At 42.8% G+C, this 16,307-nt stretch carries 12 protein-coding genes; 5 read left to right on the forward strand and 7 right to left on the reverse strand.

Going from position 1 to position 16,307, the window contains the following annotated elements:
- Window positions 1-255: 255 nt before the first annotated feature.
- Window positions 256-2,253, reverse strand: a complete 1,998-nt coding sequence (gene tkt, locus NJD71_RS07065; protein ID WP_319051245.1) for a transketolase — start codon at window positions 2,251-2,253, stop codon at window positions 256-258.
- Window positions 2,254-2,525: 272 nt separating this feature from the next.
- The gene (serS, locus tag NJD71_RS07070; protein WP_319051246.1) at window positions 2,526-3,812 is read right to left on the reverse strand and encodes a serine--tRNA ligase; all 1,287 of its coding nucleotides are present in this window, start codon (window positions 3,810-3,812) and stop codon (window positions 2,526-2,528) included.
- Window positions 3,813-4,279: 467 nt separating this feature from the next.
- Between serS and NJD71_RS07075 the strand changes: the two genes are divergently transcribed.
- Together NJD71_RS07075 and NJD71_RS07080 are read left to right on the forward strand one after the other, a co-directional pair.
- Window positions 4,280-4,939 (forward strand): YcxB family protein, encoded by a 660-nt coding sequence (locus NJD71_RS07075; RefSeq protein WP_319051247.1) that lies wholly within the window; start codon window positions 4,280-4,282, stop codon window positions 4,937-4,939.
- 279 nt (window positions 4,940-5,218) lie between these two features.
- The gene (locus NJD71_RS07080) at window positions 5,219-5,704 is read left to right on the forward strand and encodes a Dps family protein (protein WP_319051248.1); all 486 of its coding nucleotides are present in this window, start codon (window positions 5,219-5,221) and stop codon (window positions 5,702-5,704) included.
- Window positions 5,705-5,801: 97 nt separating this feature from the next.
- Here the strand turns inward: NJD71_RS07080 and NJD71_RS07085 are convergent, their stop codons facing one another.
- The 3 genes from NJD71_RS07085 to NJD71_RS07095 all read right to left on the reverse strand — a co-directional run bounded on the left by NJD71_RS07085 (window position 5,802) and on the right by NJD71_RS07095 (window position 8,896).
- A complete protein-coding gene (locus NJD71_RS07085; RefSeq protein WP_319051249.1) occupies window positions 5,802-6,524 on the reverse strand; it encodes a DUF2057 family protein in 723 nt (240 codons plus the stop codon).
- A gap of 103 nt (window positions 6,525-6,627) precedes the next feature.
- Window positions 6,628-7,431 (reverse strand): DnaA regulatory inactivator Hda, encoded by an 804-nt coding sequence (gene hda, locus NJD71_RS07090; RefSeq protein ID WP_319051250.1) that lies wholly within the window; start codon window positions 7,429-7,431, stop codon window positions 6,628-6,630.
- A gap of 358 nt (window positions 7,432-7,789) precedes the next feature.
- Entirely contained in the window at window positions 7,790-8,896 is a 1,107-nt protein-coding gene (locus tag NJD71_RS07095; RefSeq protein WP_319051251.1) for an AI-2E family transporter, read from the reverse strand.
- 467 nt (window positions 8,897-9,363) lie between these two features.
- On the opposite strand from NJD71_RS07095, the gene purM reads away from it, so the two are divergent.
- Together purM and purN are read left to right on the forward strand one after the other, a co-directional pair.
- Window positions 9,364-10,425 carry a phosphoribosylformylglycinamidine cyclo-ligase gene (gene purM, locus NJD71_RS07100; RefSeq protein WP_319051252.1) on the forward strand — a complete coding sequence of 354 codons (1,062 nt, stop codon included), beginning with the start codon at window positions 9,364-9,366 and terminating at the stop codon, window positions 10,423-10,425.
- Window positions 10,425-11,117, forward strand: a complete 693-nt coding sequence (gene purN / locus NJD71_RS07105) for a phosphoribosylglycinamide formyltransferase (protein WP_319051253.1) — start codon at window positions 10,425-10,427, stop codon at window positions 11,115-11,117. The genes purM and purN overlap by 1 nt, the downstream gene beginning before the upstream one ends.
- Window positions 11,118-11,279: 162 nt before the next feature.
- Here purN and NJD71_RS07110 read toward each other — a convergent pair whose 3' ends face one another.
- Together NJD71_RS07110 and NJD71_RS07115 are read right to left on the reverse strand one after the other, a co-directional pair.
- Window positions 11,280-12,653: an NAD-dependent succinate-semialdehyde dehydrogenase gene (locus NJD71_RS07110; RefSeq protein ID WP_319051254.1), complete on the reverse strand. Its 1,374-nt coding sequence runs from the start codon at window positions 12,651-12,653 to the stop codon at window positions 11,280-11,282.
- A 322-nt stretch (window positions 12,654-12,975) separates the two neighbouring features.
- A complete protein-coding gene (locus NJD71_RS07115; protein WP_058025743.1) occupies window positions 12,976-13,965 on the reverse strand; it encodes a LysR family transcriptional regulator in 990 nt (329 codons plus the stop codon).
- Window positions 13,966-14,671: 706 nt separating this feature from the next.
- Between NJD71_RS07115 and NJD71_RS07120 the strand changes: the two genes are divergently transcribed.
- A complete protein-coding gene (locus NJD71_RS07120; RefSeq protein ID WP_319051255.1) occupies window positions 14,672-16,258 on the forward strand; it encodes an isocitrate lyase in 1,587 nt (528 codons plus the stop codon).
- The last annotated feature ends 49 nt before the right edge of the window (window positions 16,259-16,307 follow it).

Raw genomic sequence — 16,307 nt, forward strand, 5'->3', positions numbered from 1 at the left:
AGGTCATGCCCTCATCTAAGCTTTTTAAGACTTGTTTGCGATAATCTAGGGAGTAAGTCATGGTTATTTATTGTGGTAATCGTTTAGTTGATTTATTTTATAACATTTTTGTGGTCAGGTGACTATAACCATAGACTCATACCTATATTTAGTAGCAACAAACAAGATTAGCTCCAAAACTAAAATCCAAACATAAAAAAAGCCACCAGATTTCTCTAGTGACTCTTTCTTTAAACTTTAACTAAGTCGGAGTTATTACACCAAACTATTTACCGCTTCAACCACAGCGTCAGTCGTAATACCAAACTCTTTGTACAAATCACTGGCAGGTGCAGATTCGCCATAAGTCGTCATACCGATGACTTTGCCATCTAAACCAACGAACTTATACCAGTAATCCACATGCGCGGCTTCTACTGCGACGCGAGCACGGATATTGGCAGGCAATACGGCTTCACGATAGCTCGCCTCTTGCTCTACGAAAATCTCGGCACACGGCATAGACACCACACGTACGCCAACGCCATTTGCGCTGAGTGTCTCGTACGCTTCCATCGCTAGACCAACTTCTGAGCCTGTCGCGATGATGATGGCTTTTAGCTCGCCTTGTTCTTTTGCCAGTACATAGCCACCTTTGGTGATGTTCGCTACTTGCTCACTATCGCGCGCTTGATGTGGCAAGCTCTGACGGCTAAAGATCAATGCGGATGGATTGTTTTCTGATTTGATCGCTTCTACCCAAGCGCTGGCAGACTCAGTTGCATCACACGGACGCCATGTACGTAGGTTTGGCGTGGTACGTAGGCTAGTCAATTGCTCAACTGGCTGATGCGTTGGGCCGTCTTCACCCAGACCGATAGAATCATGCGTATAGACATGGATGACGCGCTGCTTCATGAGTGCACCCATGCGTACCGCGTTACGTGCATATTCCATAAACATGAGGAAAGTCGCTACGTAAGGGATAAAGCCGCCATGCAGTGCAATACCATTGGCAATCGCGGTCATACCGAATTCGCGTACGCCGTAATAGATATAGTTGCCGTCGCTGTCTTTCTCGATGCCTTTCGCACCTTTAAATAGCGTGAGGTTCGATCCTGCGAGATCCGCTGAACCGCCTAATAGTTCTGGCAATAATGGCTGCAAGCTATTAATAGCGTTTTGGCTGGCTTTACGGCTAGCAACATCACCACCCGCTTCTTGAGTTTGCTGAATATAAGCTTGTGCTTGGCTAGCAAAATCAGCAGGCAATTCGCCATTTAGACGACGTGACAATTCTGCAGCAAGCTCTGGATAGGCTTTTTTATACGTTTCAAAATCTGCGTCCCAGTTCTTTTGCTGTACATCACCTTTGGCTTTAGCATCCCACGCTTCATAGATTTCATCAGCTAATTCAAATGGCGCATGTTTCCAAGATAGCGCATCACGTGTCAAGGCGATTTCATCATCACCTAACGGTGCACCATGACTGGCCGCTAAACCTTGTTTGTTTGGGCTACCAGCACCGATAGTCGTTTTACAAATGATGAGGCTTGGCTTAGCAGTCTCTGCAATTGCTTGCTCAGTTGCTTGCGTGATGGCATCAGTATCATGGCCATCAACTTTGATAACTTGCCAGCCGTAAGACTCAAAACGCGCTTCGGTATCATCAGTGAACCACCCTTCGACGTTACCATCGATTGAGATACCGTTGTCATCATAGAAGAAGACCAGCTTGCCAAGACCTAACGTGCCAGCGAGCGAGCACACTTCATGACTGATACCTTCCATCAAGCAACCATCGCCTAAGAATGCGTAGGTGTTATGGTCAACGACATTATGGCCTTCACGGTTAAACTGAGCCGCGAGCGTCTTCTCTGCAATCGCAAAACCAACGGCATTGGCAATACCTTGACCTAGCGGACCAGTCGTCGTCTCAACGCCAGGCGTGTAGCCAAGTTCAGGATGACCTGGGGTTTTTGAATGCAACTGGCGGAAACCTTTTAGGTCATCAACGCTCACGTCATAACCTGATAAATGTAGCAATGAATAAATGAGCATCGAGCCATGACCGTTTGACAGTACAAAGCGATCACGGTTGTGCCAATTAGGATCTGCTGGATTGTGCTTCAAAAATTTGCGCCATAAAACTTCGGCAATATCAGCCATACCCATTGGCGCACCCGGATGTCCAGAGTTGGCTTTTTGAACCGCGTCAAACGACAGTACACGGATGGCATTGGCTAGTTTACGTTCGCTAATTGGAGCTGGCATAGAGTGTCCTAATATTCGAATGAGTCGTATAAAGATAAGAGGAAGGTTTACTCAAAGGATAATCCACCAAAAACGCGGCGGGCGTCATCAGTGGATAGGCTATAAAATAAAAATGCAATTTTAACATATTTGCTATGAGCCTAGCCAAAAATGCGGTGACAAGACCGTTTATATTTAGCAATGACTCACATCAGTTTTGTTAACCGATAAGTCGTTATAGGTTTTAATTTACGTTATAAGTAACAAGCAGCTCATTACTGATAGTCAATTGGTTAAACTAAAATAGTCTCAGCACCGCCCATAAACGGACGCAGTACCTCTGGAATCGTAATGCTGCCGTCAGCATTTTGATGGTTTTCCATGACTGCTAGTAGCGTACGGCCAACCGCTAAACCTGAACCGTTTAGGGTATGCGCAAGGCTGGTTTGCTTGCCATCTTTGACACGCGTACCCATACGGCGCGCTTGGAAATCACCACAGTTAGAGCAGCTAGAGATTTCGCGATAAGTGTCTTGGCTTGGTAACCATACTTCAATGTCATAAGTCTTTTGTGCAGCAAAACCCATATCGCCGGTACAGAGTTGTACCGTGCGGTACGGCAACTCAAGCTGCTGCAAGATGTATTCGGCTTGTCCAGTCATCGCCTCTAGCAAGTCATCAGACTGCTCTGCGGTGCCAACATTGACCATTTCCACTTTTTCAAACTGATGCTGACGGATCAGACCGCGAGTATCACGACCGTGCGAACCTGCTTCGCTACGGAAACATGGTGTATGCGCCGTGAACTTTAATGGCAGCTCTTTGATATCCAAGCGTTCGCCGCGTACCAAGTTGGTCATTGGCACTTCAGCGGTTGGAATGAGATAAAAATCCATTTCATCGTTATTGGTGTGATTGCTGAGCTTAAATAAATCATCTTCAAACTTAGGCAACTGACCCGTCCCTTTTAGACTATCTCTATTGACGATATAAGGCACATAGGTCTCAAGATAGCCGTATTTCATGGTATGGGTGTTGAGCATAAATTGAATCAGTGCACGATGCAGCTGCGCCAATTGACCTTTTAGCACGTTAAAACGGCTGCCAGTCAACTTGGTCGCGGCCTCAAAGTCAAGCATACCAAGCGTCTCACCGATATGAGTATGATCTTGAATCTCAAAATCAAACGTACGCGGCGTGCCCCACTGACGCACTTCTACGTTATCGTCTTCTGACGTACCCACTGGCACATCTGCCGCCGGAATATTTGGAATTTGCAAAGCTGCTTGAGTGATACGCTCTTGTAGGGTACGTAGCTCGTCTTCCGCAGCTTTAATCTCACCGCTAACGCTTTGCATCTCAGTCAATAGCTCACTGGCATCTTCGCCTGATTTTTTTAGAGCACCTACTTGCTTAGCACCAGCGTTACGGCGCGATTGCAACTCTTCAGTTTTAACTTGTAGCGACTTACGCTCGTTTTCAATCGTCTGCCAGAACGCCATATCAAGCTCATAACCACGGGTGGCTAGCTGCTGCTGTAGGTCGCTCAAATCGCCGCGTAAGAGTTTCGGATCAATCATAGTAGTTGCCTGTAACACTAAAGGTGAATAAAAGGTTTATTAATATAATAGTTGCCCAACGTCTCGCTATCACTGTCTTTGTGACAACGGGCTATGGCGTTATGTCTTGTACCAACATATCTTGTAGCCGCTATAATACCAAGACCCAGCAGATTTGACCATGTTTTGGTCATTTTTGGCGGCTGTAGGTTTATTTTTGAGCGACCATTTCCGTTATGGTTAGCAGGTTGCATTTATCTCAGGATCATATTCAAAGATTTGACCGACCTAAACGCCCCTCGCTCACCCTTATAAAATCATTAATATCACCCCTATCAGCGAACAGCCTTGCTTATATGTTTCATTTAAGAGTACTTTTCGGTAAGATAAGCGCATACCTTTATTCGCCTCCAGCCAAGTGGCGCATCATAGCTCGGCTTTGGCGATACAAACCCAACACTTTTAACACAAGTATTTGAGAAACCTTTATGGCCCTGTACCCTTACACGCTCCAACCTGTCGCCTTAAATCTGACTGAGGCGGAATTTCACCAAGCACAGTATGAACTGTTTGCCAGTGCCAGCCCCTCTTTTGGTCTATCAAGCTTTAAGACCAAAGAATGGATCATTATGGCAGTGGTTGTGATACTTGCCATTGCAGGACTCATCTTTGTGACCGGCTACTCAACCATTATATTTTGGTTAATGCTCGTTGGTGTAGTGATTTATTTATTGGCTCGTACGTTGGGTTTTAAATGGTATGTAAAAAGAGAGTTTGAAAAACAAGTCGCCGATCAGGAAATGCCAGATGAGATGCGTCAGATGAAGCTGGGTGTACAAAAGCATGGTTTAGTTATGGCAATGCCAAGCAACCAACCTGATATGATGAAAAACTCACAAATGCGCGGTATGCAGATGCGTGCAGGCGCAACTCAACAAGCCGTTATTCCTTGGACTGCTATCAAAAGCTGGGATGAGACTGACGACTATATCTTTATGATGTTTGAGTTGAAAGGTCAACAAGGCAGCCAAATCGTACCGAAACGCTTGCAAGCGCAGAAATTTCCAATCGACACTGTTCGTCAACATCTACAAGAAGTGGTTCCTGTGAAAGGATTGAACCCTGAAAACTTGCAGCCACCAGCATAGCTGTAATTAGGGCTCTCTATCATTTAGGAAAACGATAGAGAAATTTGATTCTACTTTTATAAAACCAATCGTAAAATTGCATTTATTAAATTTAACTTATTAATGATAGTTTGCTATTATTATAAGCATCAAAAGAAGACAGACATAGAGAAATAGCTGGTATGAACAGTGATTAGTAGAATTGAATCACTTTTTTTACCAACCTGATCTCTATTGATTTAAGCTACCAAAACTCTTCTTTATTACGTATCACAACACTCACATTATAAGGATAATACTATGAGTAATTCTAACAATGCTACTAACCAGATCGGCTTAGAAAAAGCAGACATGAGCGAAGTTATTGCACAATTAAATAACCTACTATCAACATACCACGTATTTTACTTGAACGTACGTGGCTACCACTGGAATGTAAAAGGTGAGCACTTCTTTACGTTGCATCCTCAATTTGAAGAGCTATATACTGCTTTACAATTACAGATTGATGAGATTGCTGAGCGCATCCTAACATTAGGCGGCACACCACTTCACGCTTATAGCGATTTTTCTCAGCATACCAGCATCAGTGAAGACAAAAACGTTAAAGATGGCACAACTTGTGTAAAAGGCGTAGTAAATGGTCTGCAAGCCCTAATCACTGAACAGCGCCAAGTGTCTTCTCTAGCAGCAGAAAGCGATGACCAAGGTACAGCTGACCTTGTAGATGCCTACGTACAAGAGCAAGAAAAACTGGTATGGATGTATAATGCATTTTTAGGTTAGTAATGATTAACCCTGACTAAATGACTACCAAAATTCAAACAACAAAAAAGCACCTCGTAGGGTGCTTTTTTATTGTCAAGATTATAAAAGAAGAGAGCTATTTTTGCATCCATTGACGCATTTTTTCACGCTCAGCAGGCGTTGCTTGTAGCCAAATTTGCATGAATGAATCTAACGTATTGGTAGACGTACTTACATTTGCACTTTGCTGGACAGCAGTCGTCGTATTGACGTTGCCTTTAGGCATCGCTGCTGGACTTGCATTCGTAACTGCTGGCTGATCCAATGATGCAATCGCGCGCTGGTTCTGTAACTCAGCATCGCCTGCACCGCCGAACACACCACCTATTGCCTTACCAAGTCCTGAGAACAAGCCACCTTTGTTACCAACCATACCTTGTTGGCTGGCAATAACCGTATTATTTTGCTGTATAGCAAGCGTTGGCTGATCGGCATAATCTTTGGCTGCCTCATAGTCTTCTGGCTGATTAGGCATGGTCAAACGATACGTTTGGTTATCAGCCAGTTGTGCGGTCACACTAACATTACCTGAACGCAAGTAGTCATGCTCATCACGAGGTAAGTTATACAAGCGGTCGTATTTGGCCGTGATTGCGTGTTGACCTGGCTGGAGTGTAAATGTCTTCGTTAGTGGCTGAAACGCACTCTGTTTGATTTCCTGTCCATTAATGGCAGTGACTTTAATATTGTCATCAACCAATACTGTCACTGCTGCCTGTGACATCATAGAGACCGAAGTGGCACCTACCAATAACGACCCGATAGTTAATTTTTTTAGCAAAGAAATATTCGATTTCATAAGGCGTTCCATTAATAGTAAAAGCATGTTGGATAAACAATTCGTATTCTTACGGTTATTCGTGTTCTGACTGCTAAAATTCTGACTACCAAAATTATAAATACTAAAAATCAAGCGGCATCGTATGTTGATCTTGATCCGTTGTCTCGTTATCTACTTGTGTCTCTTGAGCGATATCAGCAAGCTCTGCTGCAAGCGTCTGCTCATCGATCGTTTTGAGCGCATCACTTATCACTGCTTTTGATATATTGCTACGCCCAAGATTAGAGAACATTGGCTGAATGTAGTTGAGCACGTCCATCATCGCACCAATCCGGTGTGGACCTTCTGTCAACAAATAATCAATAATTCGATCATCAAACTGCCAACCGCGTCGACGCAAGATAGACTGTAGCAACGCTTGCCTGTCTGCCAAATCATGCCCAGTAGGGACTTTGAAGGTAGGCGCTTGTGCCAGACGCGTCAACAAATCCCTCAATTGAAAGGGTAAATCATCAGCAGGTTTATTGGCAGCAAACAACAGCTGACGCTGCCCCTCGCGGCTACGATTGATCAGATGGAATAAGGCTTCTTGCCATTGACTGCTTTGCTCAAGCACTTCTAAATCATCGATAGCAATAAGATCAAAGTTTTCTAAAGAAGATAGTACATGGACATCGGTATGAATCAACTCATTAAGCGACAAGCAGATTGCTGACTTGTCCATCTCAATAAACGATTCACAAATAGCAGAAAGCAGATGAGACTTACCTGTGGCAGGGCTACCAAACAGATATAGCTGACCAATCAGGCCGACATGTAACTGTCGTACTGCATCAATAATAGACATCCAACCAGGACCGGCAAAGTCGCTGAGACTTGCATCATGCTTAATGTCCAGATTGAGACTTAGCTGTGCTTCTGCCATGAATCATCAACTCGTGTTGCGTAGCGCAATATAAAAGTACAATAGAAAAAGGATAAACGGCTTTAACACTACATTAAGTGCTATCAGCGCCATCCGGTATAAATGTATGTGATAAATATAGTTTTTTGATAGGTCAATTCAATGACTAAAAACCTAGTGATGAAAAGCCACTGATGAAATTCAATCTTTATGAAACGATTATCGTAGCGACTGATACTATCAACACTGCGCCTATATATAACATATTTGTAAAATGACTGACAAGTCTTTTACCTACTCAGCCTTTTCGTTTACTGCTCCATTATAACGTTGTGAGCATTTACACCCTATTTATCCAGAACATCCAACGTTATAGTATTTACTTCTTTTCAAACAACGCCAGCTGCTTGCGACCTCTATAAAAGTCAGTCGTACGATAATGGGCATACAAATGGCGGAACAATACATTCAAGACAGCAGATACAGGTAGCGCAATTAACATACCAACAAAACCCAATAAACTTGCCCCTGCTAATACCGCAAATATGACCCATAGTGGTGATAGTCCAATCTTATCACCTAATAGCAATGGTTGCAGAATATAGCCTTCTGCGGCTTGTCCAACCAAGAACGCCCCAACAACCAATGACAAATATGTCCAGTTGAGCCCAAACTGAAATAAGCAGGCAATGATAGCGGCGATAAACCCGATACCAAAACCTAAGTAAGGCACAAAACTAGCGATACCGGCTACCATACCGATAATAAGACCAAGCTCCAACCCAATGAGCTGTAACTGTATCGCATAAATAGCACCCAGTAGTACCATCACCAACAACTGACCTTTGATAAAAGCCATCAATGCTTGATCACATTCTTTTGCGATACCAATGACTTGTTTGCAATAAGGTCCTGGTATTGCCATCTTCCATGTATGCAAACGTTGATCCCAATTAAACAGGAAGTAAAAGGTTAAAATCGGCACCAATACAATAAGGCCTGCATTGTTAATGAAATTCATACTTGACGTTAAAATTTGGCTCATCATGGTACTAGCATCAGCAAACTTATAGTTCGTCTGCATATAATCGACCAATGTATCAGAGAACTCTTTAGACTGTAATTGAGGCAATTGGACACGAGTATTGCTATTAAACCACTCTCGCACAACTTGGTTGTACCAATTAAATATCTTAGGCAGATAATCCCAAGCCGCTTGCAGCTGACTCCATAATGTCGGTATCAACCACCATAATAATAGCGCCATGCCCAATGTGATCGTCGAGTAGACAATAATAATCGCAACCCACCGCTTAAGATATCTCGATAGCCGCTTTACTAAAGGATTAAATAAGTAAGCGAGCATAAAGGCAAAGATGAATGGCACAATCACAGGCAGCATTAGATATAAGAGGAATACAGCCACCACCAGAACCACGACAATGAATAAACGTCGAAAAAAAGGATCTATTGACTGATTCATCATGCTGGATGCTCCTATTATTAAGCGGGTTTGAGATAGTGACAAAGCGTGAGACAACAGCGATTTATTAAATGATTGAGTACTTTTTGGTCAAAGAACTCGGTATGTAATCGACGAGCATCTTTAACAAGATTTTTTTGATATGGCTGTGTATTCTTTGGTACTCATCGACTGACATACTAATGATACTTAAATCATCATTTAGACAATCATTAGCAATAAATTTAGCGTTCTATTATCGCAGAATCCAACGAAGAATCAGTCATTTTTTGTTTCTTAGCAACTTATTTGCCACTTAATGCAAAACTTAGCCAAATATCGGTAAGTTGCTTTGCGAGTGCGGTCTATTTTTGGGTATAATGCGCCCACTGTTTGTAAACTTTGCCATTAAACTTTATAGCGCTGATTGTAGCGTGATTGACTCCCTTACTTTTTAATCCCAATTATCTACCCCCAACTGTGAGATGACTATGAGTGACAAGCCTTCTTTAAGCTACAAAGACGCTGGCGTTGATATCGATGCAGGTGATGCTTTGGTTCAGCGTATCAAGTCCGTTGCAAAAGCCACTACTCGTCCTGAAGTCGTGGGTGGACTTGGCGGTTTTGGTGCGTTATGCCGTATCCCAACAGGTTATACCTCGCCACTATTAGTTTCTGGTACTGATGGCGTCGGCACCAAACTAAAACTAGCATTACAACTCAACCGTCATGACACTATTGGTATTGATTTGGTCGCGATGTGCGTCAATGATCTATTGGTTTGCGGTGCAGAGCCATTGTTCTTTCTAGATTATTATGCAACTGGCAAGCTGGATGTCGATGTTGCGGCGACGGTTGTGACTGGTATTGGTGATGGTTGCAAACTAGCTAACTGTGCGCTCATCGGTGGTGAAACTGCTGAAATGCCAGGCATGTATCAAGATGATGACTATGATCTCGCTGGATTTTGTGTGGGCGTGGTAGAAGAAGCAGAGGTCGTCACTGGTGAAAATGTCGCAGAAGGTGATGTACTGATTGCACTTGCCTCAAGTGGCGCACACTCAAACGGCTACTCACTAGTACGAAAAGTTATCGAAGTTAGCGGTGTTGACGTGACCAATAGCGATGAGCAATTAGATGGTCAGCCTATTCAAGACGCTCTCATGGCGCCTACTCGTATCTATGTAAAAGCCATCAAGGCGCTACAAGATACTCTTGGTAGCTCAGCGCTTCATGCGATGTCACATATCACAGGTGGCGGCTTAACAGATAACTTACCACGCGTATTGCCTGATGACCTAGCGGCCAGCATTAATACAAACAGCTGGCAGTTCTCAGAACTGTTCACTTGGCTACAGACCCAAGGTAATATCGCGCAAAGTGAAATGTACCGCACATTCAACTGCGGCGTTGGTTTTGTCATCGTGGTTCCTAAAAACAAAGCAGAAGCAGCTATCAAGACATTGACTGACGCTGGCGAAAACGCTTGGCAATTGGGTGAAATGATCAAACGTAGCACTGATGACCAAGCGGATGCGGTGGTATACCGTTAATGTCTATTGATCAGACAAGCCAGCCTATCAAGCCATTACGTATTGCTGTTTTGGTATCAGGGAGTGGTAGTAACCTACAAGTGCTGATAGATGCTATGCAAGCAGGTGCGCTACCGATAGAAATTGTCGGCGTCATTAGTAATCGCGAAGATGCTTATGCATTGACACGTGCTAAAGATGCCAATATTCCAGTTGCTGTTTTGTCGCACGTTGCGAGTGGCAAACGCATGGGCATCAAGACCTTTGAAGCCCATGCCAATGAGCAGCTTGTCGCATGGCAACCAGATCTGATTGTTTTGGCTGGATTTATGCGGGTATTGAGCGGTTCATTTATCGATAATGTACCAGCACCCATGATTAATTTACATCCATCTCTACTTCCCGTTTATAAAGGTTTAGAGACTCATAGACGAGTCATACAAGCGGGTGATCGTTATCATGGCTGTAGTATTCACAAAGTGACAGCCGAGCTGGATGCAGGTCAAGTGCTGACGCAAGCAGTACTAAGTGTCGGTAACAGTGATACAGCGGAGTGTTTACAGTCACGGGTACAGAAGCTTGAGCATCAGCTACTACCGTGGACGATATTACTACTGGCAAAGAATGTATTATCCCTTGAAGTAAATAATACTTCATCACAAGCTAAGCAATATTTACCAACCCTACCATTGCAATTACTCATTGACGAATAAGAATGTTGGTGCATTGATATATAATAATATCAATTACTTGAGCTATTACTTTTGAATTACATAAAGAAAAGCCCAGTCACTCATTATGAGTCACTGGGCTTTTTTTGATGACCATTTACAAACTAAATCATAAATGATCGCTTATCACGCTTACACGGCATTTTAAAATACGTGAACTGCTTTAATGTTTACAAACTCTTTGATACCAAATCCACCATGCTCACGACCATAGCCTGAGTCTTTCACACCACCAAATGGTAGTGCAGGATTTGCTAAGCCATAGCCATTGACGTAGACCATACCTGTATCGAATTGCTCACGGGCCAAGCGCACTGCTTTTTCTTCGTCTTTTGAGAATATTGCACCGCCTAGACCGTAGCGACTGTCGTTAGCAATTCGCATTGCATCATCTTCGTCTTTTGCACGGATAAGCGAGGCTACAGGACCAAACAATTCATCGTCATAGGCAGGTTGACCTTTCTCGACATTTTCTAAGATAGTTGCTGGATAAAAGCTACCTTTACCTTCTGGTACTTTACCACCAACAGCAATCGTGGCACCTTTGGCTACACTTTGTTCTACTTGCTCATGCAGCTGATCTCGCAAGTCTGCACGTGCTAATGGACCGATGTCTGAACTGTCATCCATTGGGTCACCAGATTTGGTACCTTCAAACTTCTCTACGATACGCTTGCGAAATTCATCATATACGCTGTCAACTACAATGAAACGCTTCGCTGCTACGCAAGTTTCACCATTATTGATCAAGCGAGCTTGAGTACAAGTTTCCACAGCGGTATCTATGTCTGCATCTTCTAAAACGATGAAAGCATCGTTAGAACCAAGCTCTAATACGGCTTTTTTGATTGCTTTGGCTGCTTGTTGTCCAACGATACGGCCGGCATCATCACTACCAGTCAGCGTCACACCGCGTACTTTATCGTTTCCGATTAGCTCTTCTGATTGATCATGATCAATCAAGATAGTGCGGAATAAATCATTTGGTAATTCTGATTCATGAAGAATCTTTTCAATCAATAGACCTGAGCCAGTGACGTTAGAAGCATGTTTTAGCAATACACTGTTACCAGCCATCAGGTTAGCAATCGTATAACGGAATACCTGATACGCTGGGAAGTTCCAAGGCTGCATACCATAGATGATACCAATCGGTTGATAGGTCACAAGACCTTTTTTCATACCTTCGATATCACGTACATCATCAGCTAAAGAAGCAACACCGTTTTCAGCTGTGTAGTCGCAAATCGCTTTGCATAGACCTAGCTCTTGTACGCTTTGGCTATATAGCTTACCACGCTCTTCAGTCATGAGCTTAGACAGCTCTTCTTTATACTCCATCAGTTTGTCACCGATAGTTTTGATAATACGTCCACGCTCTTCATGGCTCACAGTGCGCCACTCTAAAAATGCATTATGAGAAGCATCAACGATTTTGTTGACTTCTTCGTTGCTCATGTAATCGTAGTTTTTGATGTCTTCACCCGTAGCTGGGTTCACAGTAGTAATATCTGACATATTATTGTCCTTGTTATTTGATTTTATGTGTTTGTCTGGTTTTATGTGCTTGATTGTTCTGTATTTGGTAGCAGCGCTACTTTTGTTTTCTAACTATTTGTTGTTGCATCGATAGCAGCGTTCGTTAATCATTCGTTCTCTATCTGCAGATATATTACCAAGTGTGGGCGGCGAAGAGTTTTACAATATATTGTAAAGTGTGTTGAATATGTTAAGAGTGTGACCGTCTTATTAAGAACGGCTAAATATTAGAAAAGACTTTATAGCAGCTCTAAACAAAAAGACCAGCCTAGTGGCAGGTCTATATAGAACAATCGAGTCTTTAAAACAGATGGTTGATAACCGGTATTTCCTGTGGCGGGTTTTCTTCTTCAGCTACCACTTGGCGTGCTACATGCATGATGAGCTGACGTAACCATCGATGCGCTGGGTGATGCTGCAGCAGTGGTGACCAAGCCATCGTCAGCTCAAATTCAGGAATAAAAAACGGCGGCTCTTCCATCATAATGCTGTCGTTGTTAGCTTGCATTCTCGCCACACGGGTGGGCAATGTTGCTATCAAATCTTTATTTGCTGCAAGCATGGCTGGCATCTGATAATGACGAGTAAATACACTAATTTGGCGTTTTTGCCCAAGGCGCTGCAAGGCCTGATCGATTGAGCCAAGTCCACCTGATTTTTCTGGATTAACACCGAAGCCCACACCCATACCTGTCTTAGATACCCAGACATGCTGCGCTTTTAGATAGTTTTTTAGATTAAAACGGTTGGCATAAGGACTCTCAGAAGATAACAGACAACTAAACGTATCACGCCATACCAGCACCTGATGGAAGCTTTGCGGTATCTCATTAAAACGGTTGATTGCCAAATCAACACGCCCCTGCTCCATGTCACGATAAGAGACATCTGATGGGGTCAAAAAGTCCAAAATAACATTGGGGGCCTCAGAGCGTAGCGCTTTTACGAGCTTGGGTACCAAGGTCGCTTCGGCATAGTCTGAGGTCATGATACGAAACACACGTGACGTACTATAAGGACGGAACTCAGTACGCGGTTCTAGTACTTGAGTCAAGTCAGCGAGTATCTCCCGAATACGCGGCTGTAGTTCAAGGGCGCGCTCAGTCGGTGTCATACCTTCAGATGAGCGCACCAGTAGCGGATCATTAAATAACTTGCGTAAACGCCGCAAAATATTACTCATGGCAGGCTGGGTAATACCAAGCTGCTCTGCTGCGCGAGTGACGTTTTTTTCTCGTAGCAACACATCTAAATGGACTAATAAATTTAAATCAACCCGCTGCAAATTCATATCTATTTCTCTTGGCTTTTGAATAAGTACCACTGCAAGTTTGGTATTCTCAATGCTGTAATGGCTAGTACTGTAATAGTTAATGCTGTGATGACAGTTTGCGGTTTACAACAGCATCAGTCTTATAATTTTTTATTGATCTTGCTATACCAATCGCTAGTTATAACCCAATTTACCTATCGCAACATACTGTTATACATGCATTATAACCTATAAAAATACTAAAGATAACTATCATAAATTAGATAAATCTTGGTAAGACGGTTATAGTAAGTTCCATAAAGGATTTGCGAAAAAATAATCAAGTTGAGTCTTATGAGCTGATTGCAAACCAAAAAAACTCAATAGCAACTCAATAACTAAGTAGCATATTAATAGTTTTTATTGGCAGTGAAACATTACCAAGCGACTGTATTATTGTAACATCTCTTGTTACCCATTATGACATCGCTGCCCATTAAATACTGACATGCCTTAGCGATAAACGAATTATCATCTATAAGATAGTCATTATTTTCAACTGCTGAGTTTAGCAATTCCCTTGTATTAGTGCATCGGTTTGTTTAGGGTAAATAGAACTTAGACAGATTAGTAATGACCCAAATTCTACATATAGCTTTGTTAGTTTAATAAGAATCTTAGTAATACACGTTTTTATTACTTTAATAATTAACTTATTTTTTACACCCCACCAAGGAGACTATAGATGTCAACTGCATATAAATCAGCGATCGACTTAGTACGTGAATTGAAGCAAAAGCACGGCAACTGGCAGAACATTAGCGAAGTTGATGCTGCACGTATGATGTCACAAAACCGTTTTAAGACGGGCTTGGATATCGCAAAATATACTGCAAAAATCATGCGTCAAGACATGGAAGATTATGACAATGATACGTCTCAGTACACGCAGTCTTTAGGTGCATGGCATGGTTTTGTAGCACAGCAAACTATGTATGCTAAGAAAAAATATTTCGGTACGACTTCTAAAACTTACATCTACCTTTCAGGTTGGATGGTAGCTGCCCTACGTTCTGAGTTTGGTCCTCTACCTGACCAATCTATGCACGAAAAAACATCAGTACCTAAGCTAATCGAAGAGATCTACACTTTCTTACGTCAAGCTGATGCTAAAGTATTGAACGACTACTTCCGTGAGCTAAACGCTGCTGAAGAAGCGGGTCAAGATACTTCAGCTATCCTAGAAAAAATCGAAAACTTTGATTCGCATGTTGTGCCAATCATCGCTGATATCGATGCAGGTTTCGGTAACGAAGAAGCGACTTACCTATTGACCAAGCAAATGATCGAAGCTGGTGCTTGTGCCATTCAGGTTGAAAACCAAGTATCTGATGCTAAGCAATGTGGTCACCAGGCTGGTAAAGTCACCGTACCACATGAAGACTTTATCTCTAAGCTAAACGCTATTCGTTATGCATTCTTAGAGCTTGGTGTTGAAGATGGTGTTATCGTTGCTCGTACTGACTCCGAAGGTGCATCACTAACGCAAAAAATCCCAGTATCAAATGAGCCAGGTGATCTTGCTTCTAAGTACATCGACTTCATCGAAATGGAAGAAGTATCTCTTGAAGATGCAAAAGAAAACGACAGCTTGCTTAAGCACAACGGTAAACTAGTACGTCCAGTTCGTTTGCCTAACGGTCTATATCAGTTCCGTGAAGAAACTAACATCGACCGCGTTGTACTTGACTGTGTAACTGCTCTAGAAAACGGTGCTGATCTACTATGGATCGAAACACCTACGCCAGACGTTGCACACATCAAATCAATGGTTGACCGTATTAAAGAGCAACAGCCTAAAGCGAAGCTTGTATACAACAACAGCCCATCATTCAACTGGACGCTTAACTTCCGTAAGCAAGTTATCGCACAGTGGGAAGAAGAAGGTAAAGACATCTCTAGCTACAATAAAGATGACTTGATGAGTGCTGATTATGATGGTACAGAGCTTGATGCAGCAGCTGATGTTGCCGCTAAGAACTTCCAACGTGATGCATCACGTGAAGCTGGTGTATTCCATCACTTAATCACGCTACCGACTTACCACACAACTGCTCTTAGCGTTCATGAACTTGCTAAAGGTTACTTCGGTGAAGAAGGTATGCTTGCTTATGCAGCTGGCGTACAGCGTAAAGAAATCCGCGAAGGCATCTCTTGTGTTAAGCACCAAGCAATGGCTGGTTCTGACCTTGGCGATGATCACAAAGAAATCTTCTCTGGTGATAACGCACTAAAAGCTGGTGGTGGCAAAAACACGATGAACCAGTTCTAATAACTGACAGATTAGCAGTATTTATCAAAAAACCGCCCTACGTCATGTA

The organism is Psychrobacter sp. PP-21 (assembly GCF_033790785.1).
Lineage (GTDB): Bacteria > Pseudomonadota > Gammaproteobacteria > Pseudomonadales > Moraxellaceae > Psychrobacter.